The organism is Pseudomonas sp. GW823-FHT06B06 (assembly GCF_058795195.1).
In genome coordinates, this window is record NZ_JBXAHO010000022.1 from 80,243 (window position 1) to 103,018 (window position 22,776).

The window sequence follows — 22,776 nt, forward strand, 5'->3', positions numbered from 1 at the left end:
GGGCATCGGCGCTAGGCGCAAGGCGTCAACTACGCCTACACTGCCGGTCCGCCAAAGGAGCCTGACATGCTGATCGTTGCCGACGAAAATATCCCCCTGCTCGACGCCTTCTTCCAGACATTCGGTGAAATCCGCCGGGTGCCGGGGCGTTCCATCGACCGCGCCACCGTCGAACAGGCCGATGTACTGCTGGTGCGTTCGGTCACCCGCGTCGACCGTGCATTGCTCGAAGGCAGCAAGGTGCGTTTTGTCGGCACCTGCACCATCGGCACCGATCACCTGGACCTGGAGTACTTTCAACAGACCGGCATCACCTGGTCCAGCGCGCCGGGATGCAACGCCCGGGGCGTGGTCGACTACGTACTCGGCAGCCTGCTGACCCTGGCTGAAATCGAAGGCGCCGACCTGACCCAACGCACCTACGGCGTGGTGGGTGCTGGTGAGGTCGGGGGACGACTGGTCAAGGTCCTGCAGGGGCTGGGCTGGAAGGTGCTGGTCTGCGATCCGCCACGCCAGGCCGCCGAGGGTGGCGACTACGTCAGCCTTGAACAGATCATCGAGCAGTGCGATGTCATCAGCCTGCACACCCCGCTGACCCGCAAGGGCGCCCAGCCCACCTGGCACCTGTTCGATCAACGCCGCCTGAACCAGCTCAAGCCCGGCACCTGGCTGATCAACGCCAGCCGTGGCCCGGTAGTGGACAACACCGCCTTGCGAGAGGTGCTGCTGCAGCGCGAAGACCTGCAGGCGGTGCTCGATGTCTGGGAGGGCGAGCCCGAAGTCGATGTGGCCCTGGCCGAACTCTGCGTGCTGGCCACGCCGCACATTGCCGGGTACAGCCTCGATGGCAAGCAGCGCGGTACGGCGCAGATCTATCAGGCGTACTGCGAGTTCCTCGGGCAAGCGCCCCAGGTCAGCCTCGGCGACTTGCTGCCAGCCCCGTGGCTGTCGCAGGTGACCTTGAGCGGGGATACCGACCCGGCGTGGGCCCTGGCGATGTTGTGCCGTGGCGTGTACGACCCGCGCCGTGACGATGCGGATTTTCGCCGCAGCCTGGTCGGCAGTGTGAGCGAGCAGCGTGCGGCGTTCGATGTGTTGCGCAAGAACTACCCGTCACGACGGGAGATCGACGGGTTGCAGGTGCGTATCGACGGGGATGCGCCAGCGTTGCAGCAGATCGTGGCGGCGCTGGGCGCGACGGCTGTCTAGAGACCGAGTAGGCCCCTTCGCGAGCAAGCCCGCTCCCACATTAAACCGCGCCTGCCTGAACAACTCGGTCAATGTGGGAGCGGGCTTGCTCGCGAAGGGCCACACCGCAAATCTTGCAGAAAAAACCCATAAAAAACCCGGCCCTCAAAGGGCCGGGTCAATGAAGACGGTGGTTACATCACTTCTCTTCGGCAGGCTTGACCAATCGCTTCTCCAGTTCACTGCACGCTTTCTGGATCATCTTTTCAGTGATCGGTACTTCGCGGCCCTGTTCATCGATTATCGAGCACCCCAGAGACTGGTCTGGCTGCGTGCGGATCACTTGAATCTTGTCATCGCTGCGTTGTTGCAAGGACATGGCCTGTCTCCTCATCAGGTTGTGTGCCTAGATTAAAACCGTCAGGTGACCAGGCTGTGACAACTCCCTGCGATCGCTCCTGAACGGCATCGCCAGTCGACCAGAAATATCCCGACATGGCTACCCGAACTTTAGACCAATACTGTCTAGGCACTAGACTGCATGGTCATAATTAACCTGACTCATTCTGATTCAGCCATTGCACCTTGTTGGTCGGTGTACGCTGGTCCTGTTTATGGCTCCTTTCTGGATGATGCCAATGCTCACTGTTCGTCACCGTCGTGCGCTCCGCCTGGCCGGTCGTTTCATCGCACCTTACCGCTGGCAGGCACTGGGCGCCCTGTTCGCGCTGGTCGTCACGGCGGGTATTACCTTGTCCATGGGGCAGGGCATTCGACTGCTGGTGGACCAGGGTTTCATGACCCAGTCCCCGCATTTGCTCAACCAGTCCATCGCTCTGTTCATGTTGTTGGTGATCGGCCTGGCGGTCGGCACCTTTGCGAGGTTTTACCTGGTGTCGTGGATCGGCGAGCGTTGCGTCGCCGACATCCGTCGCCGGGTGTTCAACCATTTGGTGTACCTGCACCCGGGTTTCTACGAGGACAACCGCAGTTCCGAGATCCAGTCGCGCCTGACCGCCGATACCACGCTGCTGCAATCGGTGATCGGCTCGTCCCTGTCATTGTTCCTGCGCAACTTGCTGATGGTGATTGGCGGGATTGTCCTGCTGTTTGTCACCAATCCAAAACTCACCAGCATCGTGGTGGTCGCCTTGCCGTTGGTGATCGCGCCGATCCTGATTTTTGGCCGCCGGGTGCGCAGCCTGTCGCGCCTGAGCCAGGACCGGATTGCCGACATCGGCAGCTACGTGTCCGAGACCCTGGGCCAGATCAAGACCGTGCAGGCCTACAACCACCAGGCCCAGGACGAACAGCGGTTCGCCGTCACCGTGGAGGAGGCGTTCGACACCGCGCGCAAGCGCATTTTCCAGCGCGCCTGGCTGATTACCCTGGTGATCGTGCTGGTGTTGGGCGCCGTCGGCGTGATGCTCTGGGTTGGCGGCATGGACGTGATTGCCGGGCGGATTTCCGCGGGTGAGCTGGCGGCGTTTGTCTTCTACAGCCTGATCGTCGGTAGTGCGTTCGGCACCTTGAGTGAGGTGATCGGCGAGTTGCAGCGCGCAGCGGGCGCGGCAGAACGGATCGCCGAGTTGCTGCGGGCGCAGAACATCATCCAGTCGCCGTCCACTGGCCTGGTGACCTTGCCCGAGCGGGTGAAGGGTGACCTGGTGTTGCAGGATGTGCGCTTTAGCTATCCATCGCGCCCTGAAAGCTACGCCGTCGACGGCCTGAGCCTGACCATCCAGGCCGGGGAGACCCTGGCGTTGGTCGGGCCCTCCGGGGCGGGCAAATCGACGGTGTATGACCTGCTGCTGCGCTTTTACGACCCCGCCGAAGGGCGCATCCTGCTCGATGGCGTGCCCCTGACCCAACTCGATCCGCTGGACCTGCGGCGCTGCTTTGCACTGGTGTCGCAAACCCCGGCGCTGTTTTTCGGCAGCATCGAAGACAACCTGCGCTACGGCAACCCGACGGCGACCTCGGAGGAGGTCCGCGAGGCGGCAAAAATCGCCTATGCCCACGACTTCATCGAAGCCATGCCCAACGGTTACCAGACGCACCTGGGCGACGGCGGCCTCGGCTTGTCCGGCGGCCAGCGCCAGCGCCTGGCCATCGCCCGCGCGTTGCTGGTGGATGCGCCCATCCTGCTGCTGGACGAAGCCACCAGCGCCCTCGACGCCCAGAGCGAGCACCTGATCCAGCAGGCATTACCCAGCCTGATGAAAAACCGCACCACCCTGGTCATCGCCCACCGCCTGGCCACGGTCAAAAACGCCGATCGCATTGCGGTGATGGACCAGGGCAAGTTGGTGGCAGTGGGCACGCACCAGTCGCTGATTGCGAATAACGCGCTGTATGCACGGTTGGCGGCGTTGCAGTTCAGTGATAAACGCGAGGTTTCGTGAGATGGAGTTGTTGAGCGACCCAGTAACCGACCCAGTAACTCACCCGGTAACGGCGCTCTGAAATATGCAGAAATTGCGCATATCAGCGGTCTCATCTCAGTGGGCTAATCTTGTGCAATCCGCATATTCAGGGAGGGCAACGGAATGCCCATCGCCGCAAATGGGTGTCGCCTGCGCAAGTCCAGATTTGCTGAACAGGGTCGCCTCTATCTGCTGACAGCAGTCACTCATCAGCGCCAGCTGGTATTTGCTGATTGGCGTTTGGGTCGTCTTTTGGTGGATCAACTGCGCTGCGCTGATGAAAGCGCGTCGGTCACTTCCATGGCCTGGGTCGTAATGCCGGATCACCTGCATTGGCTGATTGAATTGAAAAATGGGTCCCTGGCGGAGTTGATGTGCCGCATCAAATCCAGAAGCAGCCGTTCGATCAATCTGGTGCGCGGTGAGCAGGGGCGATTGTGGCAGCGGGGGTATTACGATCGCGCGTTACGGCGTGATGAGGATATCAAGGGAGCTGCGCGGTATATCGTCATGAATCCGTTGCGGGCCGGGTTGGTTTCCAGGGTTGGCGAATATCCCTTGTGGGATGCCATTTGGATTTGAGAATCAGAATCAAAAGATCGCAGCCTGCGGCAGCTCCTACAGTGGGACGGTGTACACCCCGTAGGAGCTGCCGCAGGCTGCGATCTTTTGACCTTGCTTCAATCAAACTCACTGATCGTCGAAATACCGCTCATGCCAATCCACCAGCGGTTGCGGCGAGTTGAGTTTCTGGCCGTAGATCACTGAATACGACAGCACGTTCTGTACGTACTGGCGGGTTTCGTCGAACGGGATGCTTTCCACCCAGACGTCGAAGCTCAGGTGATCGGCACCACGCAGCCATTGGCGCACGCGGCCGGGGCCGGCGTTGTAGGCGGCGGAGGCGAGGACGCGGTTGCCGTTGAACTGGCTGTGAACCTGGCTCAGGTAAGCCGCGCCCAGCTGGATGTTCTTGTCCGGGTTGAACACCTGCTGCGGCGAGGCCAGCGGAATGCTGAACTTGCGCGCGGTTTCCTTGGCGGTGCCCGGCATCAATTGCATCAGGCCGCTGGCACCGACGCTGGAACGGGCATCTTCCATGAAGGCGCTTTCCTGGCGGGTGATGGCAAATACCCAGCTGGAATGCAGGCCACGGACCTTGGCTTCACGCACCAGGGTGTCGCGGTGGGCCATCGGGAAGCGAATGTCCAGGTCGTCCCAGTACTGCGCCTGGCTGATGGTGCGAATCGCCGGGAAATACCATTTCAGGTCGTAGGCCAGTTTCGCCTGGGCAACCATTTCATCGCGACTGAAGTGGCGGCTGACGTGATACCACTCGCGGCGACCGTCGACGATCTGTCCGCGGGCATGAAACTCCAGGGCGCGGCGTATGCCAGGGGTGTTACGCACCTTGTTGATCAGTGCCTGGCTGAGTACCAGCGGTTTGTTGTTCAGCGAATACGGCGACTGCGAACGGTCGGCGGCGAGGAAGCCATAGAAATCGCGCTCGCGGGCCAGGCTCTTATAGAGATTGAGTGCCTCGGGGTTTTGCGGCTGCGCCAGTTCCAGGCTGCGGGCCTGCCAGTAGCGCCAGCGGTTGGTGGTGGCCAGGTCCTGGGGCAGGCGGCGAGTCAACTGGTAGGCATCGTCCCAGCGCGCCAGGCGTAGCAACAAACGCATGCGCCACTCAGACACCGTGTTGTCGCGCAGTTCCGGGTCGTATTTGGTCATCATGTCCAGCGCGCGGCTGTCGAAACGTCGCGCCAGGGTCAGCCCGATTTCCCGGGCGATGGCCACTTTTTCGTCGCGCGAGAAGTGCATGCTGCTGGCGTAACCGTCGAGCAGGGCCATGGCCCTGTCCGGATCCTGACGGGCTAAGCGGCGCAGGCCGAGGCTGACAATGTCCGACATCGGTTCGTCGGCCGGGGCGAAGCGCGACGGCGAATTGAGCAGCTCGGGATTCTGGGCCACATCGACCAGCAGGCGGCCACGAGGGGCGAGGGTGGTCAAGCCATTGACCAGGCTGTTGGCCAGTGGGTAATTGCGTGCCTGGGCGGCGAGCTTGGCGCGTTCCCAGCGCTTCTGCTCGGTCAACTGGCCTTCGGCGGCCCACATGCCGAACAGGGCATCACAGGCTGCCGGTTGCGTTTTACCGCTCAGCCAGAGCTTGTTGGCGTTGGCGTAGCCTTCGGTCTTTTGGTTGTGGCTGATCTGGTACTGCGCGTTGAGGCAGTCCAGTTCGGTGAAATTCATCTTGGGGTCGTAGTACTTGACGAATGTCGCCCAGTCGCCGCGTTCCGCCAGCCAGCGCAACCAGCGCAGCTTCATCCAGTTGGCCTGGGGCAGGTCACCGTGTTCGGCGAGGAACTTCTCAATCTCGGCATTGCTCGCGGTTTTCAAGCGCGCGGTCAGCTCGTCGTAAGCCAGGTACGGCTCCAGCGGATAGTCGGCCAGGGCCTGGCTGTAGCGGAAATACGGTCCGGTGTCGCCCTTCGCCAGGGCGCGCTTGGCTTCATCGTAGTATTGGCGTTGGGTAGACAGGTCCACCGCCTGTGCGGATTGAACGGCAGCGGCAGAAAGTAGAAAACATGACAAAAAATTGAGAAGGCGACTGCGCATGAGACGTCCGGACAGAAAAAACATGACAAGTGCTGGCAATGCCCGCACTGATTATCTGTAGCTTAGCCTTTTGCCAGCAACGGGCGAAAGCTTTGCCGACCGGTCTGCATCAGTTCGCAACATTTGTTGTGCAGAGTGCTGCGAAGGTGAAATTGCCGGCCTGCTGGAGCCCCGTTTCAGGTAGAATGCGCGCCCGGTTTTTGGAGAAGCTCATGACCCTGCTCAAATTCAGCGATGTGTCCCTTGCTTTCGGCGCTATGCCGTTGTTGGACAAGGTGTCCTGGCAGATCGCCCGTGGAGAGCGGGTGTGCATCATCGGCCGCAACGGCACTGGCAAGTCCAGCATGATGAAGCTCGTCAAGGGCGACCAGAAGCCCGATGACGGCTCGGTTTGGCGCGCACCCGGCCTCAAGATTGGCGAATTGCCGCAAGAATTGCCGGTAGCCGACGAGCGGACAGTGTTCGACGTGGTTGCCGAAGGCCTGGACGGTGTCGGCGCGTTGCTCGCCGAATATCACCACCTGAGCCAGAACATCGTCACCGATGCCGACCTGGACAAGCTGATGCACGTCCAGCACGACCTCGAGGCCCGCGACGGCTGGCGATTGCAGACCCTGGTCGACAGCACCCTGAGTCGCCTGCAGTTGCCGGCGGACAAGACCCTCGCCGAATTGTCCGGTGGCTGGCGTCGTCGCGTGCTGCTGGCCCAGGCCCTGGTGTCCGAGCCAGACCTGCTGTTGCTCGACGAGCCGACCAACCACCTGGACATCGGTGCAATCGCCTGGCTGGAAGAGGCGCTGAAGGATTTCCAGGGCGCCGTGCTGTTCATCACGCACGACCGTTCCTTCCTGCAGAACCTGGCGACCCGCATCCTGGAACTGGATCGCGGTGGCCTGATCGACTGGAACGGCGACTACGCCAGTTTCCTGGTGCACAAGGAAGCCGAGCTGGCCGCCGAAGCCACCGCCAACGCGCTGTTCGACAAGCGCCTGGCCCAGGAAGAAGTGTGGATTCGCCAGGGCATCAAGGCCCGTCGTACCCGTAACGAAGGCCGCGTACGCGCGCTGAAAGCCCTGCGCGTCGAGCGCAGCGAGCGTCGTGAGCGCACCGGCAAGGCCAACATCCAGCTGGAAACGGCCGACAAGTCCGGCAAGCAGGTGATGGTGCTCGAGAACGTGAGCTTCGCTCACCCGGGTGGTCCGTTCCTGATCAAGGACTTCTCCATGGTGCTGCAGCGCGGCGACCGTATCGGCCTGCTCGGCGCCAACGGCACCGGCAAGACCACGCTGCTGAAATTGATGCTCAGTGGCCTGCAGCCGACCAGTGGCAAGGTGGAAGAAGGCACCAAGATCGACGTCGCCTACTTCGACCAGTTGCGCCATCAGTTGGACCTGGAAAAGACCGTGATCGATAACGTCGCCGAAGGTCGCGACTTCATCGATATCGACGGCCAGAGCCGCCACGTGCTGAGCTACCTCGGCGACTTCCTGTTCAGCCCACAGCGTGCCCGCACGCCGGTCAAGGCGCTGTCCGGTGGCGAGCGTGCCCGCCTGTTGCTGGCCAAGCTGTTCAGCAAGCCGGCGAACCTGCTGGTGCTCGACGAACCGACCAACGACCTCGACGTTGAAACCCTCGAACTGCTCGAAGAAGTGTTGCTGACCTTCAACGGCACCGTGTTGATGGTCAGCCACGACCGGGCATTCCTCGACAACGTGGTTACCAGCACCCTGGTCTTCGAAGGTGAAGGCAAGGTTCGCGAGTATGTTGGCGGTTATCAGGACTGGCTGCGCCAGGGCGGTTCGCCGCGCCTGCTGGGCGTGACCGAGAGCAAGTCCGGCAAGGCCGACCTCAACTCCGCCGTGGTCAAGGCCGAGCCCGCGCCTGTTGCAGCCGCCGTCGAGGCGCCAGTGGCGAAGAAGAAGCTCAGCTACAAGGTGCAGCGAGAGCTGGAAGCGTTGCCTGGGCAGATCGAAGCCATGGAACAGCAGATCGTCGCGGTTGAGGGGCAGATGGCCGATGCGGGCTTCTACCTGCGTCCGGCTGCGGAAACCGCCGCGGTGATTGCTCAGCTTGCGCAGTTGCAGGCTGAACTCGACATCATGGTCGAGCGCTGGGCCGAGCTGGATGCCTGATTGATCCGGCAATAAAAAAGCCCGGCTTCACACACGTGAACGCCGGGCTTTTCATATGCAACGCATATCCTCCCCTGTAGGAGCGAGCATGCTCCGGGCGGCGTTCCGACGATGATCCTGAGAGCGCCACGGGGTGTCAGGCTCCCCGCGTCATCGTTGACGACCATCGTCGGAACGCCGCCCGGAGCATGCTCGCTCCTACAGGGGGCGGTGTTGTCAGCTCTTGCTTTGCAGGCGCACTGCAAGCACATCGCAAGGCGCGCCGTGCAGCACGTCGTTGGCCGTGGAGCCCAGCAGCAGTGCCAGGCCATGGCGGCCGTGACTGCCGACCACGATCATGTCGCACCCTTGCTCCTTGGCCAGGTGGTGGATTTCCTGGCGTGGCTGGCCGTAGGTCAGGTGGCTGTATTCCCTGGAGAGCTCAGGGTATTTCACGATCAGGCGATCGAGGCGCTCCTTGGCCTGGTCGAACTGCTGTTGTTGCAGTTGTGACAGGTCCATTGGCACATCGCCACCAAAGGCCATGGCCATGGGCTCGACGATATGCACCAGGGACAATTTCGCCCCGTTGCTCACCGCCAGCTCGCGAGCACGGTGGATGACAGGGTCGCACTCTTCGGTCAGGTCTACAGCGACCAGAATGTGGTTGTAGGGCATGAGGTGCTCCTCCTGAGGGTTGCAATATTGGTAAGTATGGCTGGTTTCAAACGCAGTGTTTCCAAAGTGACTCAATGCGCTCATCAAGAATCGGGAGTACAGATATGACGGTCTGGATAGTGGTGTCAATCCTGCTGGTGGTGTTGAGCCCCTTGGCATGGCTGCGACCCTCGCGCCATCAGAGTGGTCGCATGGCCCTGCGCATGGAGGCGCGACGCATTGGCCTGGCCATGCAGCTGGCGCCTCAGGAATGGCCGCACTGGCTCGCCCAGGAACCGCCAAACCCTTGTGCGCAGTACCACCGACCACGGCGGGGCAATCAGCCGGCGTGCTGGAGTTACTGGCAAAAATCACCGGGTTTGTGGGTCAACCAATGGCAGGAACCCTGCGTGGATCGGGCACTGCTAAATCATTTCGAAAAATTGCCAGACAACGTCTACAAGGTCGAGGCTGACAAGCAGATGATCACGTTGTATTGGGGTGAGAAGGGTGAGGCGGCCGTTTTGCAAAATATCGATGCTACCCTCAAGGCGCTGGCCTAAACCCCGCAGACACCCCCATCCCCTGTAGGAGCTGCCGCAGGCTGCGATCTTTCGATTTTTTAAAAGCAAGATCAAAAGATCGCAGCCTGCGGCAGCTCCTACAAGGGCGCGCGTGGGTTTTTGCAGGCAATAAAAAGCCCGACAACGTCATCGGGCGGGTTGGCCAGGCAGGCCGGTAATTCGGTTTGGGCTGATCTTACGCTGGGCATTCGCCAAAAGCGTTCAGTTTTTTCCCCAGGTTTCGCCAGCGTAGCTTGTTAAACAAAGGCTGCAGTGAATTAGGGCGAATTTTCTAAAGATTGATTCTATGAATGATTGCTCATGCAACCTCGTGTTGCAGGCCTTCGTCCTACAGAAATGACCGCCAAGTCGCCTCTCAACCCACACTTTGGGCGATTGACAATTGTCGGAATTTCCGTGAAGGTGGCGTACCCAAATCAAACGGGCGTATGAAATGAGCGTTTGTACGACAAACAGCTCCTACAGAATCCCGACTATCGCGTTGGCGGGTGTGCCGGGTGGATAGGCGTAGCATCGACGAGTGACGTCCCTGCCAGCCATCCGCCTGCGTCCGGCGTGTACTGTTCAGCTTCCATATCGTGGAGATCAGTTGATGATTTACGAAGGTAAAGCCATCACGGTTAAGGCTCTTGAAAGTGGCATCGTCGAACTGAAGTTCGACCTCAAGGGTGAGTCCGTCAACAAGTTCAACCGTCTAACCCTGAACGAACTGCGTCAGGCCGTGGACGCCATCAAGGCAGATGCTTCGATCAAGGGTGTGATCGTCAGCAGTGGCAAGGACGTGTTCATCGTCGGCGCCGACATCACCGAATTCGTCGACAACTTCAAGCTGCCGGATGCAGAGCTTGTGGCTGGCAACCTCGAAGCCAACAAGATTTTCAGCGATTTCGAAGACCTCAACGTCCCGACTGTCGCCGCGATCAATGGCATCGCGTTGGGCGGTGGTCTGGAAATGTGCCTGGCAGCGGACTTTCGCGTCATGTCGACCAAGGCCAAGATCGGCCTGCCGGAAGTCAAGCTGGGCATCTACCCGGGCTTCGGCGGTACCGTGCGCCTGCCGCGCCTGATCGGTACCGATAACGCCATCGAGTGGATCGCCGCCGGCAAGGAAAACCGTCCTGAAGACGCGCTGAAAGTCGGTGCCGTCGATGCCGTGGTTGCCCCTGAAAAGCTCCAGGAAGCTGCGCTGGAAATGATCAAGCGCGCCATTTCCGGCGAGTTCGACTACAAGGCCAAGCGCCAGCCGAAGCTTGAAAAGCTCAAGCTGAACGCAATCGAACAAATGATGGCGTTCGAAACCGCCAAGGGTTTCGTGGCCGGTCAAGCGGGCCCGAACTACCCGGCCCCGGTCGAAGCGATCAAGACCATCCAGAAAGCCGCGAACTTCGGTCGTGACAAGGCCCTGGAAATCGAAGCCGCCGGTTTCGTCAAGCTGGCCAAGACCGCCGCTGCACAGAGCCTGATCGGCCTGTTCCTGAACGATCAGGAGCTGAAGAAAAAAGCCAAGGCCTACGACGAAATCGCCAAGGACGTGAAGCAGGCTGCCGTATTGGGCGCCGGCATCATGGGTGGCGGTATCGCCTATCAGTCGGCGTCCAAAGGCACGCCGATCCTGATGAAGGACATCAACGAGCACGGTATCGAGCAGGGGCTGGCCGAAGCCGCCAAACTGCTGGTTGGCCGCGTTGACAAGGGCCGCATGACCGCCGCGAAAATGGCTGAAGTGCTCAACGGCATTCGTCCGACCCTGTCCTACGGTGATTTCGGTCACGTGGACCTGGTGGTTGAAGCCGTCGTCGAGAACCCGAAGGTCAAGCAAGCCGTACTGGCCGAAGTCGAAGACAAGGTCAAGGAGGACACCATCCTCGCGTCCAACACCTCGACCATTTCCATCACCTTGCTGGCCAAGGCCCTCAAGCGTCCGGAAAACTTTGTCGGCATGCACTTCTTCAACCCGGTGCACATGATGCCGCTGGTGGAAGTGATCCGTGGTGAGAAGTCCAGCGAGCTGGCAGTGGCCACTACCGTTGCCTACGCCAAGAAAATGGGCAAGAACCCGATCGTGGTCAACGATTGCCCGGGCTTTTTGGTCAATCGCGTGCTGTTCCCTTACTTCGGCGGTTTCGCCAAGCTGGTCAGCGCCGGTGTGGACTTCGTCCGTATCGACAAGGTCATGGAAAAGTTCGGCTGGCCGATGGGCCCGGCGTACCTGATGGACGTGGTCGGCATCGACACCGGCCACCACGGTCGCGACGTGATGGCTGAGGGCTTCCCGGACCGCATGAAGGACGACACTCGCTCGGCCGTGGACGTGCTCTACGAAGCCAAGCGCCTGGGCCAGAAGAACGGCAAGGGCTTCTACGCCTACGAGACCGACAAGAAGGGCAAGCAAAAGAAAGTTGCCGACCCGTCGGTTCTGGAAGTGCTCAAGCCAATCGTCTTTGAACAGCGCGAAGTCACCGATGAAGACATCATCAACTGGATGATGATCCCACTGTGCCTGGAAACCGTGCGTTGCCTGGAAGACGGCATTGTCGAAACCGCCGCCGAAGCCGACATGGGCCTGGTCTACGGTATCGGTTTCCCTCCATTCCGTGGCGGTGCGCTGCGCTACATCGATTCGATCGGTGTGGCAGAGTTCGTTGCCCTGGCTGACCAGTACGCTGATTTGGGCGCGCTGTACCACCCGACCGCAAAACTGCGTGAAATGGCCAAGACCGGCCAGCGGTTCTTCGGTTAAGCGTCCCAACTTTTGAGCGAGAGTGAAATTTTATGAGCTTGAATCCAAGAGACGTCGTGATTGTCGACTTCGGTCGTACTCCGATGGGCCGCTCCAAGGGCGGCATGCACCGCAACACCCGTGCCGAAGACATGTCGGCGCACCTGATCAGCAAGCTGCTGGAACGCAACGTCAAGGTCGACCCTGCTGAAGTCGAAGACGTGATCTGGGGCTGTGTGAACCAGACCCTGGAGCAGGGCTGGAACATCGCGCGCATGGCGTCGCTGATGACCCAGATCCCGCACACCTCGGCCGGCCAGACCGTCAGCCGCCTGTGTGGCTCGTCGATGAGTGCCCTGCACACGGCTGCGCAAGCGATCATGACCGGCAACGGTGACGTTTTCGTGGTTGGCGGCGTCGAGCATATGGGTCACGTGAGCATGATGCACGGTGTCGATCCGAACCCGCACATGTCGCTGTACGCGGCAAAAGCTTCGGGCATGATGGGCCTGACCGCGGAAATGCTGGGCAAGATGCACGGCATCACTCGCGAACAGCAGGACGCTTTTGGCTTGCGCTCCCACCAACTCGCCCACAAGGCGACCGTGGAAGGCAAGTTCAAGGACGAAATCATCCCGATGCAGGGCTACGACGAGAACGGTTTCCTGAAAACCTTCGACTACGACGAAACCATTCGTCCGGAAACTACCCTGGAAAGCCTGGCGGCTCTCAAGCCTGCTTTCAATCCAAAGGGTGGCACCGTGACCGCTGGTACTTCGTCGCAGATCACCGACGGTGCCTCGTGCATGATCGTGATGTCGGCGCAGCGTGCGCAGGACCTGGGCATCCAGCCTCTGGCGGTAATCCGCTCGATGGCAGTGGCAGGTGTGGACCCGGCGATCATGGGCTATGGTCCAGTACCGGCCACGCACAAAGCATTGAAGCGTGCGGGTCTGAGTATCTCCGACATCGACTACTTCGAGCTCAACGAAGCTTTCGCCGCACAGGCCTTGCCAGTGTTGAAAGATCTGAAAGTGCTCGACAAGATGAACGAGAAGGTTAACCTGCACGGCGGCGCGATCGCCCTGGGTCACCCGTTCGGTTGCTCCGGTGCGCGGATTTCCGGCACTTTGCTGAACGTGATGAAGCAGAATGGCGGCAACCTTGGGGTAGCCACCATGTGCATTGGTCTCGGCCAAGGCATCTCCACCGTCTTCGAACGCGTTTAAGCGTTGCGTTGACGGAAGCCGGGGCCAAGTGCCCCGGTTTTTGTTTTTGCGGATTTTTTTATTTTTTATTTAAAGCTGATTTGAGTGAGGGCCGAAGCATGCCGATACAACCTGGGCTCTACCAACATTACAAAGGTCCGCAGTACCGTGTGTTCAGTGTCGCGCGGCATTCGGAAACCGAGGAAGAAGTGGTCTTCTACCAAGCCCTGTATGGCGATTACGGCTTTTGGGTACGCCCCTTGAGCATGTTCCTGGAGTCGGTCGAGGTTGACGGCGAACAGGTGCCGCGCTTTGCTTTGGTGCAAGCCGAGCCAAGCCTTTTTAACAAGCCATAAGCTGAGTGCGCGCAAAACCCTGCGCTTGACCTCACCTTGTAGCCACTATATATAGCGGTGCCGCGTCAGGCGCCAACCGCCTTTCACTTCTAGAATTCAGGAATTTTCTGATCCATGGGCAAATCGCTGGTCATTGTGGAATCCCCGGCTAAGGCCAAGACCATCAACAAGTATTTGGGCAACGAATACGTGGTGAAGTCGAGTATCGGCCATATCCGAGACCTGCCCACCAGCGGTTCGGCTAGCGCCAGCAAAGAGCCAGCCGCCAAGCGCGGCAAGGCTGCCGCGGGCGAAGCGCCGGCCTTGTCGCCGAAGGAAAAGGCGCGCAAGCAGCTGGTCGCGCGCATGGGTGTCGATCCCGATCACGGCTGGAAAGCCAAGTACGAGATCCTTCCGGGCAAGGAAAAGGTCATCGAAGAGCTGCGCCGGCTCGCCAAGGATGCTGACACCATCTATCTCGCAACCGACTTGGATCGTGAGGGGGAAGCCATTGCCTGGCACCTGCGCGAAGCCATTGGTGGTGACGACAGCCGCTACAAGCGCGTGGTGTTCAACGAAATCACCAAGAAGGCGATCCAGGAAGCCTTCTCCCAGCCAGGCGAGCTGGACATCGATCGGGTCAACGCCCAGCAGGCGCGTCGTTTCCTCGACCGCGTGGTGGGTTACATGGTGTCGCCGCTGTTGTGGGCCAAGATCGCCCGTGGCCTGTCCGCCGGTCGTGTGCAGTCGGTTGCCGTGAAGCTGGTGGTGGAGCGCGAGCGTGAAATCCGCGCGTTCATCCCGGAAGAGTACTGGGAAGTCCACGCCGACCTCGGCACCGCCAAGGGCGCGACCGTGCGTTTCGACGTGGCTCGGGAGAAGGGCGAAGCCTTCAAGCCGCTCAACGAAGCCCAGGCCATGGCGGCGCTGGAGAAGCTCAAGTCTTCCAGCTACAGCATCGTCAAGCGCGAAGACAAGCCGACCAGCAGCAAGCCGTCGGCCCCGTTCATCACGTCCACCTTGCAGCAGGCTGCGAGCAACCGCCTGGGCTTTGGCGTGAAGAAAACCATGATGATGGCCCAGCGTCTGTACGAAGCCGGCTACATCACCTACATGCGTACTGACTCCACCAATCTCTCGGCCGATGCCGTGGCGATGGCGCGTACTTATATTGAAAGCGAGTTCGGCAAGAAGTACCTGCCGGAAAACCCGAACGTCTACAGCAGCAAGGAAGGCGCACAAGAGGCTCACGAAGCGATTCGTCCGTCTGACGCCAACACTGAGCCAAGCAAGCTGTCGGGCATGGAGCGTGATGCAGAGCGCCTCTACGAGCTGATCTGGCGCCAGTTCCTCGCCTGCCAGATGCTGCCGGCGCAATACCTGTCGACCACGGTCACCGTCGGTGCCGGCGACTTCGAGCTGCGTGCCAAGGGCCGTATCCTCAAGTTCGACGGCTACACCCGCGTCATGCCGCAAATCGCCAAGCCGGGCGACGACGACGTGCTGCCGGACATGGCCCAGGGCGACGCGATGAAGCTGATCAAGCTTGATCCGACCCAGCACTTCACCAAGCCACCGGCGCGTTACTCGGAAGCCAGCCTGGTCAAGGAAATGGAAAAACGCGGCATCGGTCGTCCTTCGACTTACGCGGCGATCATTTCGACCATCCAGGACCGCGGCTACGTGGCGCTGCACAACCGTCGCTTCTATTCGGAAAAGATGGGCGACATCGTCACCGAGCGCCTGGCCGAAAGCTTCTCCAACCTGATGGACTACGGCTTCACCGCCGGCATGGAAGAGCACCTCGACGACGTGGCCCAGGGCGAACGCGACTGGAAAAACGTGCTCGATGAGTTCTACGGCGACTTCAAGAAGAAACTCGAGGTAGCCGAGAGTCCGGACGGTGGCATGCGCGCCAACCAGCCAGTGATGACGGATATTCCGTGCACCACTTGCGGGCGTCCGATGCAGATTCGTACCGCGTCGACCGGCGTGTTCCTCGGTTGCTCGGGCTACAGCCTGCCACCGAAAGAACGCTGCAAGGCGACCGTCAACCTGGTGCCGGGCGATGAAATCGCCGCGGACGACGAAGGTGAATCGGAATCGCTGGTGCTGCGTGGCAAGCACCGCTGCCCGATCTGCAGCACGGCAATGGATGCCTACCTGCTGGACGAGAAGCGCAAGTTGCACATCTGCGGTAACAACCCGGATTGCGATGGTTATGAAATCGAAGAGGGCACCTATCGCATCAAGGGCTATGAAGGTCCGAGCCTGGAATGCGACAAGTGCGGCAGCGAGATGCAGCTCAAGACCGGCCGTTTCGGCAAGTTCTTCGGTTGCACCAACCCGACCTGCAAGAACACCCGTAAACTGCTGAAAAGTGGTGATGCGGCGCCGCCGAAGATGGATCCGGTGAAAATGCCTGAGCTGAAATGCGAAAAGGTTAACGACACCTACATCCTGCGCGACGGTGCGTCGGGCCTGTTCCTGGCCGCCAGCCAGTTCCCGAAAAACCGCGAGACCCGCGCACCGCTGGTGCTCGAGATCGTGCCGCACAAGGATGAGATCGATCCGAAGTACCACTTCCTGTGCGAAGCGCCAAAGAAAGATCCGGATGGCCTGCCTGCCGTGATCCGTTACAGCCGCAAGACCAAGGAGCAATACGTACAGTCCGAAGTCGACGGTAAGCCGACTGGCTGGAAGGCGTTCTACGACGGTGGCAAGTGGAAGGTCGAGGACAAGCGGCCGGCTGCGAAGGCGTAAAAGTCGCCAAACCGAAAAAGCCGCATGAGAACCTTCGGGTTTTCATGCGGCTTTTTTGTGCCCGTTGTCTGCGGAGTTTCGGGTTGCCGGCGAAGGCGGCCCGCCAGCCGACCAATCCCTCGCGGACATACCCGATTTACTGTAGGAGCCCGGCTTGCCGGCGAAGGCGTCCTGACAGACGATCTATTGTTTGTTGACGCGTACATATCCATTCCTGCGGTAACGGCCACTTATGGTTTCGCTCTTACAGCGAGTCACTTGGAAGAGCCCCAAGTAACCAAGGGCTCTTGCCCCTGGCGTTCGGCCCCTCGCTAAGGCTCGGCATGCCCTCGCTCCGGTCCTGCTCCGTGGGCCCGCCGCGATGGGCCATCCTTGGCCCAACGCGGCTAAACCGGCATCCATGCCGGTTTACCCACTGCCCAGAACCTCCACTCGGCCTCTCGATGGGGCAAGAAAATCAAAAGCCAGATCAAGATCAACCGCGAAAGCGAGGCGGCCTTAAAGCCGACCTGATTGCAGGGCTGTCCGCGATCCCATTGTGGGAGCCAGCCTGCTGGCGATGGACTACCAGGCAATGCGTTCATCCAGACAGGGCGCGTTATCGTTGACCTCCATCGCCAGCAGGCTGGCTCCCACAAGGAATTAGGTGCAGCCGTAAAAGTCAGGTCGGCTTTAAGGCCGCCTCGCTTTTGTTTTTGATCTGGGTGCCCCGTTAACCACCATGGCCGAACGCAGGCATTGCGCAGTGGCTAAACCGGCAGGACGCCGGTTTAGCCGCGCTGGGCCATGGATGGCCCATCGCGGCGACCCACGGAGCAAAGCCGGAGAGAGGGCATGCCGAGCCCTAGCGAGGCACCAAGTGGTGGGGTAAAGCCTTTTGCTTACTTTTTGCTGGGCCGGCACTCCGGTGTTTGAAAAAGTGAGTCGCTGTAAGAGCGAAACCCTAGGTGGCCGTTACCGCAGGAATGGATATGTACTCAGACAACCATTTCCCACAAGCTTTGACGCGGGGTCGGCCGCCCTGATCGGGAGTGGTGCACTTTTTCTGCAAGGAGCGGTTTCATTCACAAGGATGGTGGCAATTTATTGAGTGGGAGTGTCATTCGGGATCAGACAATGCTTGCGGGAGAAGGAGTTGATCCACGACACTGTCTGACCTGCGTGAAGCAATTATTTCGTTGTGGAGGCTGCCGTCATGGCCCACGAACTCTATACCCGTACCAACCAGAAGATTTATTTCGCCGGCCTGTCGCTGGAAGCGCTCGCCAAGGCCGAACAGGGGCGGGCGATGAATGCCTTGGCGCTGATCCAGGCGGAGCGAGAATCGGCGTTGTTTCATCTCTACGGAGCCTTGTTGGGCTTGTGTCACGAAATCGCCGGTTTCTATCGTTTGCCCCAGGCTAATGCTTCCCGGGCCGAATCGTTGCTGACCCGCGAAGTGCTGGAAAGTATCGCCATTCCGGAAATGGCCGAGATGGTCGAGCTGGCCAACAACCCTGAAACCTGGCTGGCCAAGTTGCTGGCTGCCCATGCTGCGTTGTTCCAGCCGCCTCGAGCGCCGCGCAAGCCTAAAGGTGATGTGACGCAGCCGTTGATCGTGGCGGTAAATCTCGATGAAGAAGAGGCACCCCAGGAGCTGGGTCGCGAGGAGCTGGAGAACTGGCGGCAAAACCTGAAAAGCCTGGCCATCCGTTTTCGCGAAGGCTTGAACGAGTGCTGATCAACTAAACAGCGCAGCAGGCGACCCTTGGGATTGTTTGCTCGGCTGCCGAGTCATTTTTGCAAGGGTATCTGGTCAAGATCCCGAGCGAAGCTTGGCTGATGCCTATATAATGCTCGCCTTCCGTGGAGAACAGACCTTTATGCCAACGTCCTTTCTAGAAATTGTCGAGTTACCAGACGGCCGAATCGAACTGCGCAGGGCAGAGGACGAGGGTTCTCTGGTTACTTTGGATTTCTCCGAGGATGCCAAGGCGTTCCTGCAAGGCCAGCACGTGGAAGTCGCCAAGGCGATGTTGAGCGTCGGTGTGCAGATGGCGGGACGTATGGTTGAAGGTGAATTCGAGAAGGAAGAGGGGCCGCGGGTCCTTCATTGATCTCCGCCTGTCGGTTTTTCCGGCACTGCCTTCAATAGGCTTCTCTATCCTTGCAGAAGCCCCTCGCGTTCAGGGTGTGCCGTTAACCCAGTCGAATATTCAGGCTTTGAGCGTCCCCGGTCCGGGCGGCGCTGATCAGTTGTTGCCGTGAGATTTTGCTCAACGGGTTGAGCCAGCTGACCACTGTGTGGCTGCGACCAAGGCGAAGGGCTTCGCAAGTCAGTTGCTGGGCGCTTTGGGCGCCACGGGGTTGTAGCAGCAGGATGCGTTCGCGATTGAGTCCGGCATCCCTCAGCCAGGCCTGGGTCAGGCTGGCAGGCGGGGCGATCAGGGTCAGCCAGCGAGCATCCTGGTCCTGGCTGAGCTCGCGCAGGATTGGCGCCAGAAGGTTCAGGCAGTTCCCGGCTGCACCACGCAAAGACAGTTCACTGAACACTTCGGGTTCGGCGCTCCAGGGCGACTCCACTTCCTTCAGGATTGGCGCCATTGGCTGTGCCATGAATGCCTCGAACTGAAGCGGCAGTTGTGCTTGCTGTGATGTGTAGGGGAACTGCATAAAGCCTCCTTTAGCGGCGAATGACGCCGACGCTCAAGCCTTCGATCACCAGTTCCTGATCTTTCAGGTTCACTTCGATAGGGGCAAACTCGGGGTTTTCAGCCAGCAACCAGACTTTGCTACCGTCGCGCTTGAAGCGCTTGACGGTGACTTCGTCGCCGATTCGCGCAACCACGATCTGGCCGTTGCGGGCTTCGCGGGTGGTGTGGACGGCCAGCAGGTCGCCGTCGAAGATACCCACATCCTTCATGCTCATGCCGTGCACGCGCAGCAGGTAATCGGCGCGTGGGTGGAAGAACGCAGGGTTGATGTTGCAGGACTCTTCAACGTGTTGCTGGGCGAGGATCGGCGCGCCAGCCGCGACGCGGCCAATGATTGGCAGGCTGGAGTCGTCGGCCTTGGCCTCGAAACCGGGAATGCGAATACCGCGCGAAGCTCCCGGAGTCATCTCGATCGCGCCCTTGCGGGCCAGCGCCTTGAGGTGTTCTTCTGCCGCGTTAGGCGATTTGAAACCCAGTTCCTGAGCGATTTCCGCGCGGGTCGGCGGGTAGCCGTTGTCTTCCAGGCAGCGTTTGATAAAGGCCAGAATCTCGGCTTGGCGTGGCGTCAGCTTTAGCATATTGATCGCTCTGTCTTTTTATACAGTGACTGGGATTATATACAGTGGAACGGTCTTGGCAATGCCCCTTTTTTTGTGCGCCGCCAGACGGTCGCTCAACCGGCTGATGGAAGCTTTGCGGTTGTGTGGTTAAATGCATGACCGACCATTCCCGAAACGAACTGCCAGACTTGACAACGCACGGGCTGAAACGTATGTTTCAAACAAGTGTTTGTCAGGCGGAGTAGCCATGGCCCAGTCGGAAACCGTTGAACGCATTCTCGATGCTGCCGAGCAGTTGTTCGCGGAAAAAGGTTTCGCCGAAACCTCGTTGCGTTTGATCACCAGCAAAGCGGGTGTGAACCTGGCGGCGGTGAACTATCACTTCGGTTCCAAGAAGGCGCTGATCCAGGCCGTCTTCTCGCGCTTCCTGGGGCCATTCTGCATCAGCCTCGATAAAGAGTTGGAGCGGCGCCAGGCCAAGCCAGATAACAAGCCTTCGCTCGAGGAATTGCTGGAAATCCTCGTCGAGCAAGCCCTGGTGGTGCAGCCACGCAGCGGCAACGACCTGTCCATTTTCATGCGATTGCTCGGACTGGCCTTCAGCCAGAGCCAGGGGCATTTGCGCCGCTACCTGGAAGATATGTACGGCAAGGTGTTTCGCCGCTACATGTTGCTGGTCAACGAGGCTGCCCCGCGCATCCCGCCGATCGAACTGTTCTGGCGCGTGCACTTCATGCTGGGTGCGGCCGCGTTCAGTATGTCCGGTATCAAGGCCTTGCGCGCCATCGCCGAAACCGACTTCGGGGTCAATACCTCCATCGAGCAGGTCATGCGCCTGATGGTGCCGTTCCTGGCAGCCGGCATGCGTGCCGAATCCGGTGTCACCGACTCGGCCATGGCCACCGCGCAACTGCGTCCTCGTAGCAAATCGACACCGGTTGCCGCCAAGGTTTAGCCGCTCATGGGTGGGCGCGGCAGCTGACATCCGATAAGCTAGCCGCCCATGCCGACTCTCGTTTTGAACCCGTTCCCACCGATGATCGCCGACCTCCCGGGTGCAGCCCAGGGCGGCGTATCGTTGCGAGCCGGGTTTATCGTTATCAAGGAATTGTTATGACTGCTGGCCTGCAAGGCTCGTTGATGGTGGACGTCGCCGGTACCTGGCTGACGGCTGAAGATCGCCAATTATTGCGCCAGCCCGAAGTGGGCGGCCTGATCATTTTCGCCCGCAACATCGAACATCCGCGCCAGGTCCGCGAGTTGAGCGCGGCGATCCGCGCCATTCGTCCCGACCTCCTGCTGGCGGTGGATCAGGAGGGCGGGCGGGTCCAGCGCCTGCGCCAGGGCTTCGTGCGCCTGCCGGCGATGCGCGCCATTGCCGACAACCCGAACGCCGAATACCTGGCCGAACAGTGCGGCTGGATCATGGCCACCGAGGTGCTTGCCGTTGGCCTGGACCTGAGCTTCGCCCCGGTGCTGGATCTCGATCACCAGCGCAGCGCCGTGGTCGGGACCCGTTCGTTCGAAGCGGATCCGCAGCGTGCTGCGCTGCTGGCCGGTGCTTTCATTCGCGGCATGAACAGCGCGGGCATGGCCGCCACCGGCAAGCATTTCCCTGGCCACGGCTGGGCCGAGGCGGATTCCCACGTCGCGATCCCCAATGACGAGCGCAGCCTCGAGCAGATTCGTGCCCATGACCTGGTGCCTTTCGCCAAGTTGAGCAAACAGCTGGCCGCCGTCATGCCTGCCCACGTTATTTATCCACAGGTCGATGCCCAGCCGGCGGGCTTCTCGCGGCGCTGGCTGCAGGACATCCTGCGGGGCGAACTGCAGTTCGACGGGGTAATTTTCAGCGACGACCTGTCCATGGCCGGTGCCCACGTGGTGGGCGATGCCGCCAGCCGTATCGAAGCGGCGTTGACCGCCGGCTGCGACATGGGCCTGGTGTGCAACGACCGCGCAGCCGCCGAACTGGCCTTGAGTGCCGCCCAGCGTTTGCAGGTCAAGCCGTCGGCGCGCATTGCACGGATGCGCGGCCAGGCGCATGCGAGCACCGAATACCGCCAGGACCCGCGCTGGTTGGCGGCCGTCGGTGCGCTCAGGGATGCACAACTTATCGATTGAGAAGGGGGCGCCATGACGGTTTACGCGATTATCGGCGGCAGCGGCCTGACCCGGCTGGAAGGCCTGCAGATTCGCCAGTCATTGGCGCTGGACACTCCCTACGGCGCGCCGTCTGCAGAAGTGCAGATTGGCGAATATGCCGGCAGCGAAGTGCTGTTTCTCGCCCGTCATGGTCACCCGCACCGTTTTGCGCCGCACCGGGTGAATTATCGCGCCAATCTCTGGGCGCTGAAGCAGGCCGGTGCCGAGGCCATCCTGGCAGTCAACGCAGTGGGCGGCATCAACGGGGCGATGGGTACCGGGCATTTCTGCGTGCCGCATCAATTGATCGACTACACCAGTGGCCGCGAACACAGCTACTTTGCCGATGACCTGGAGCCGGTGACCCATATCGATTTCACCTACCCCTACAGCGAATCGCTACGCCAGCGCTTGATTGCAGCGCTGGTGGCCGAAGGCGCGGGTTTCAGCGATCGGGGCGTCTATGCCTGCATGCAGGGTCCGCGGCTGGAAACCGCCGCCGAGATCCTGCGCCTGGAGCGCGATGGTTGCGACATCGTTGGCATGACCGGGATGCCCGAAGCGGCCCTGGCCCGCGAGCTGCAGCTGGATTACGCCTGCCTGGCGCTGGTGGTGAATCCGGCAGCGGGCAAGTCGGCATCGGTGATCAGCATGACAGAGATCGAGCGAGCGTTAGGAGAGGGGATGGTCAGGGTGAGGTCTACGTTGGCGCGGGTGCTCCGGGCTGACTAGCCGATATACCGAGTCGCTCCCTTCGCGAGCAGGCTC

19 protein-coding genes are annotated in these 22,776 nt (G+C 60.5%); 14 read left to right on the forward strand and 5 right to left on the reverse strand.

The features are described from left to right. Positions 1–66 precede the first annotated feature (66 nt). Positions 67–1,209, forward strand: coding sequence for a 4-phosphoerythronate dehydrogenase PdxB (pdxB, locus tag AC1Q8Q_RS20165; RefSeq protein WP_492615439.1), 1,143 nt, complete (start codon positions 67–69; stop codon positions 1,207–1,209). Between the two features lie 178 nt (positions 1,210–1,387). On the opposite strand, the gene AC1Q8Q_RS20170 is transcribed toward pdxB, so the two are convergent. Next, complete coding sequence (locus tag AC1Q8Q_RS20170) at positions 1,388–1,567, reverse strand: PA1571 family protein (protein WP_033043056.1); 180 nt, start codon at positions 1,565–1,567, stop codon at positions 1,388–1,390. A 259-nt stretch (positions 1,568–1,826) separates the two neighbouring features. Here AC1Q8Q_RS20170 and AC1Q8Q_RS20175 point away from each other — a divergent pair, with 259 nt between their 5' ends. Together AC1Q8Q_RS20175 and AC1Q8Q_RS20180 are read left to right on the forward strand one after the other, a co-directional pair. Then, entirely contained in the window at positions 1,827–3,593 is a 1,767-nt protein-coding gene (locus AC1Q8Q_RS20175) for an ABC transporter transmembrane domain-containing protein (RefSeq protein WP_492615440.1), read from the forward strand. Between the two features lie 144 nt (positions 3,594–3,737). Next, a complete protein-coding gene (locus tag AC1Q8Q_RS20180) occupies positions 3,738–4,196 on the forward strand; it encodes an REP-associated tyrosine transposase (protein WP_168757536.1) in 459 nt (152 codons plus the stop codon). Positions 4,197–4,304: 108 nt separating this feature from the next. Here the strand turns inward: AC1Q8Q_RS20180 and AC1Q8Q_RS20185 are convergent, their stop codons facing one another. Beyond that, positions 4,305–6,233, reverse strand: coding sequence for a transglycosylase SLT domain-containing protein (locus AC1Q8Q_RS20185; protein WP_083348546.1), 1,929 nt, complete (start codon positions 6,231–6,233; stop codon positions 4,305–4,307). 212 nt (positions 6,234–6,445) lie between these two features. Between AC1Q8Q_RS20185 and AC1Q8Q_RS20190 the strand changes: the two genes are divergently transcribed. Then, positions 6,446–8,365, forward strand: a complete 1,920-nt coding sequence (locus AC1Q8Q_RS20190; RefSeq protein ID WP_033039847.1) for an ATP-binding cassette domain-containing protein — start codon at positions 6,446–6,448, stop codon at positions 8,363–8,365. 216 nt (positions 8,366–8,581) lie between these two features. Here AC1Q8Q_RS20190 and AC1Q8Q_RS20195 read toward each other — a convergent pair whose 3' ends face one another. Then, positions 8,582–9,022 (reverse strand): universal stress protein, encoded by a 441-nt coding sequence (locus AC1Q8Q_RS20195; protein ID WP_020800555.1) that lies wholly within the window; start codon positions 9,020–9,022, stop codon positions 8,582–8,584. 104 nt (positions 9,023–9,126) lie between these two features. Here AC1Q8Q_RS20195 and AC1Q8Q_RS20200 point away from each other — a divergent pair, with 104 nt between their 5' ends. From AC1Q8Q_RS20200 to AC1Q8Q_RS20230, 7 genes are all read left to right on the forward strand, one after another. Further along, complete coding sequence (locus AC1Q8Q_RS20200) at positions 9,127–9,564, forward strand: hypothetical protein (RefSeq protein WP_492615441.1); 438 nt, start codon at positions 9,127–9,129, stop codon at positions 9,562–9,564. Positions 9,565–10,177: 613 nt separating this feature from the next. Then, the gene (gene fadB, locus AC1Q8Q_RS20205; protein WP_033045453.1) at positions 10,178–12,325 is read left to right on the forward strand and encodes a fatty acid oxidation complex subunit alpha FadB; all 2,148 of its coding nucleotides are present in this window, start codon (positions 10,178–10,180) and stop codon (positions 12,323–12,325) included. A 32-nt stretch (positions 12,326–12,357) separates the two neighbouring features. Continuing rightward, complete coding sequence (gene fadA / locus AC1Q8Q_RS20210; RefSeq protein ID WP_033045454.1) at positions 12,358–13,533, forward strand: acetyl-CoA C-acyltransferase FadA; 1,176 nt, start codon at positions 12,358–12,360, stop codon at positions 13,531–13,533. A 98-nt stretch (positions 13,534–13,631) separates the two neighbouring features. Then, the gene (locus tag AC1Q8Q_RS20215; RefSeq protein ID WP_020800559.1) at positions 13,632–13,868 is read left to right on the forward strand and encodes a DUF1653 domain-containing protein; all 237 of its coding nucleotides are present in this window, start codon (positions 13,632–13,634) and stop codon (positions 13,866–13,868) included. Positions 13,869–13,982: 114 nt separating this feature from the next. Beyond that, the gene (topA, locus tag AC1Q8Q_RS20220; RefSeq protein WP_020800560.1) at positions 13,983–16,610 is read left to right on the forward strand and encodes a type I DNA topoisomerase; all 2,628 of its coding nucleotides are present in this window, start codon (positions 13,983–13,985) and stop codon (positions 16,608–16,610) included. 1,195 nt (positions 16,611–17,805) lie between these two features. Continuing rightward, positions 17,806–18,330: a DUF6586 family protein gene (locus AC1Q8Q_RS20225; RefSeq protein ID WP_492615442.1), complete on the forward strand. Its 525-nt coding sequence runs from the start codon at positions 17,806–17,808 to the stop codon at positions 18,328–18,330. Positions 18,331–18,472: 142 nt separating this feature from the next. Next, positions 18,473–18,706 (forward strand): hypothetical protein, encoded by a 234-nt coding sequence (locus AC1Q8Q_RS20230; protein WP_008064452.1) that lies wholly within the window; start codon positions 18,473–18,475, stop codon positions 18,704–18,706. A gap of 82 nt (positions 18,707–18,788) precedes the next feature. Here AC1Q8Q_RS20230 and sulA read toward each other — a convergent pair whose 3' ends face one another. Together sulA and lexA are read right to left on the reverse strand one after the other, a co-directional pair. Then, positions 18,789–19,262, reverse strand: a complete 474-nt coding sequence (sulA, locus tag AC1Q8Q_RS20235; protein WP_020798503.1) for an SOS-induced cell division inhibitor SulA — start codon at positions 19,260–19,262, stop codon at positions 18,789–18,791. A gap of 10 nt (positions 19,263–19,272) precedes the next feature. Further along, positions 19,273–19,881, reverse strand: a complete 609-nt coding sequence (gene lexA, locus AC1Q8Q_RS20240) for a transcriptional repressor LexA (RefSeq protein ID WP_008064450.1) — start codon at positions 19,879–19,881, stop codon at positions 19,273–19,275. 229 nt (positions 19,882–20,110) lie between these two features. Between lexA and AC1Q8Q_RS20245 the strand changes: the two genes are divergently transcribed. The 3 genes from AC1Q8Q_RS20245 (at position 20,111) to AC1Q8Q_RS20255 (ending at position 22,740) form a co-directional block, all read left to right on the forward strand. Beyond that, the gene (locus tag AC1Q8Q_RS20245) at positions 20,111–20,818 is read left to right on the forward strand and encodes a TetR/AcrR family transcriptional regulator (protein ID WP_020798502.1); all 708 of its coding nucleotides are present in this window, start codon (positions 20,111–20,113) and stop codon (positions 20,816–20,818) included. Positions 20,819–20,976: 158 nt separating this feature from the next. Next, on the forward strand, positions 20,977–21,987 hold the full coding sequence (gene nagZ, locus AC1Q8Q_RS20250; protein WP_489327882.1) for a beta-N-acetylhexosaminidase: 1,011 nt from the start codon (positions 20,977–20,979) through the stop codon (positions 21,985–21,987). Between the two features lie 12 nt (positions 21,988–21,999). Next, positions 22,000–22,740: an S-methyl-5'-thioinosine phosphorylase gene (locus AC1Q8Q_RS20255; protein ID WP_020798499.1), complete on the forward strand. Its 741-nt coding sequence runs from the start codon at positions 22,000–22,002 to the stop codon at positions 22,738–22,740. The last annotated feature ends 36 nt before the right edge of the window (positions 22,741–22,776 follow it).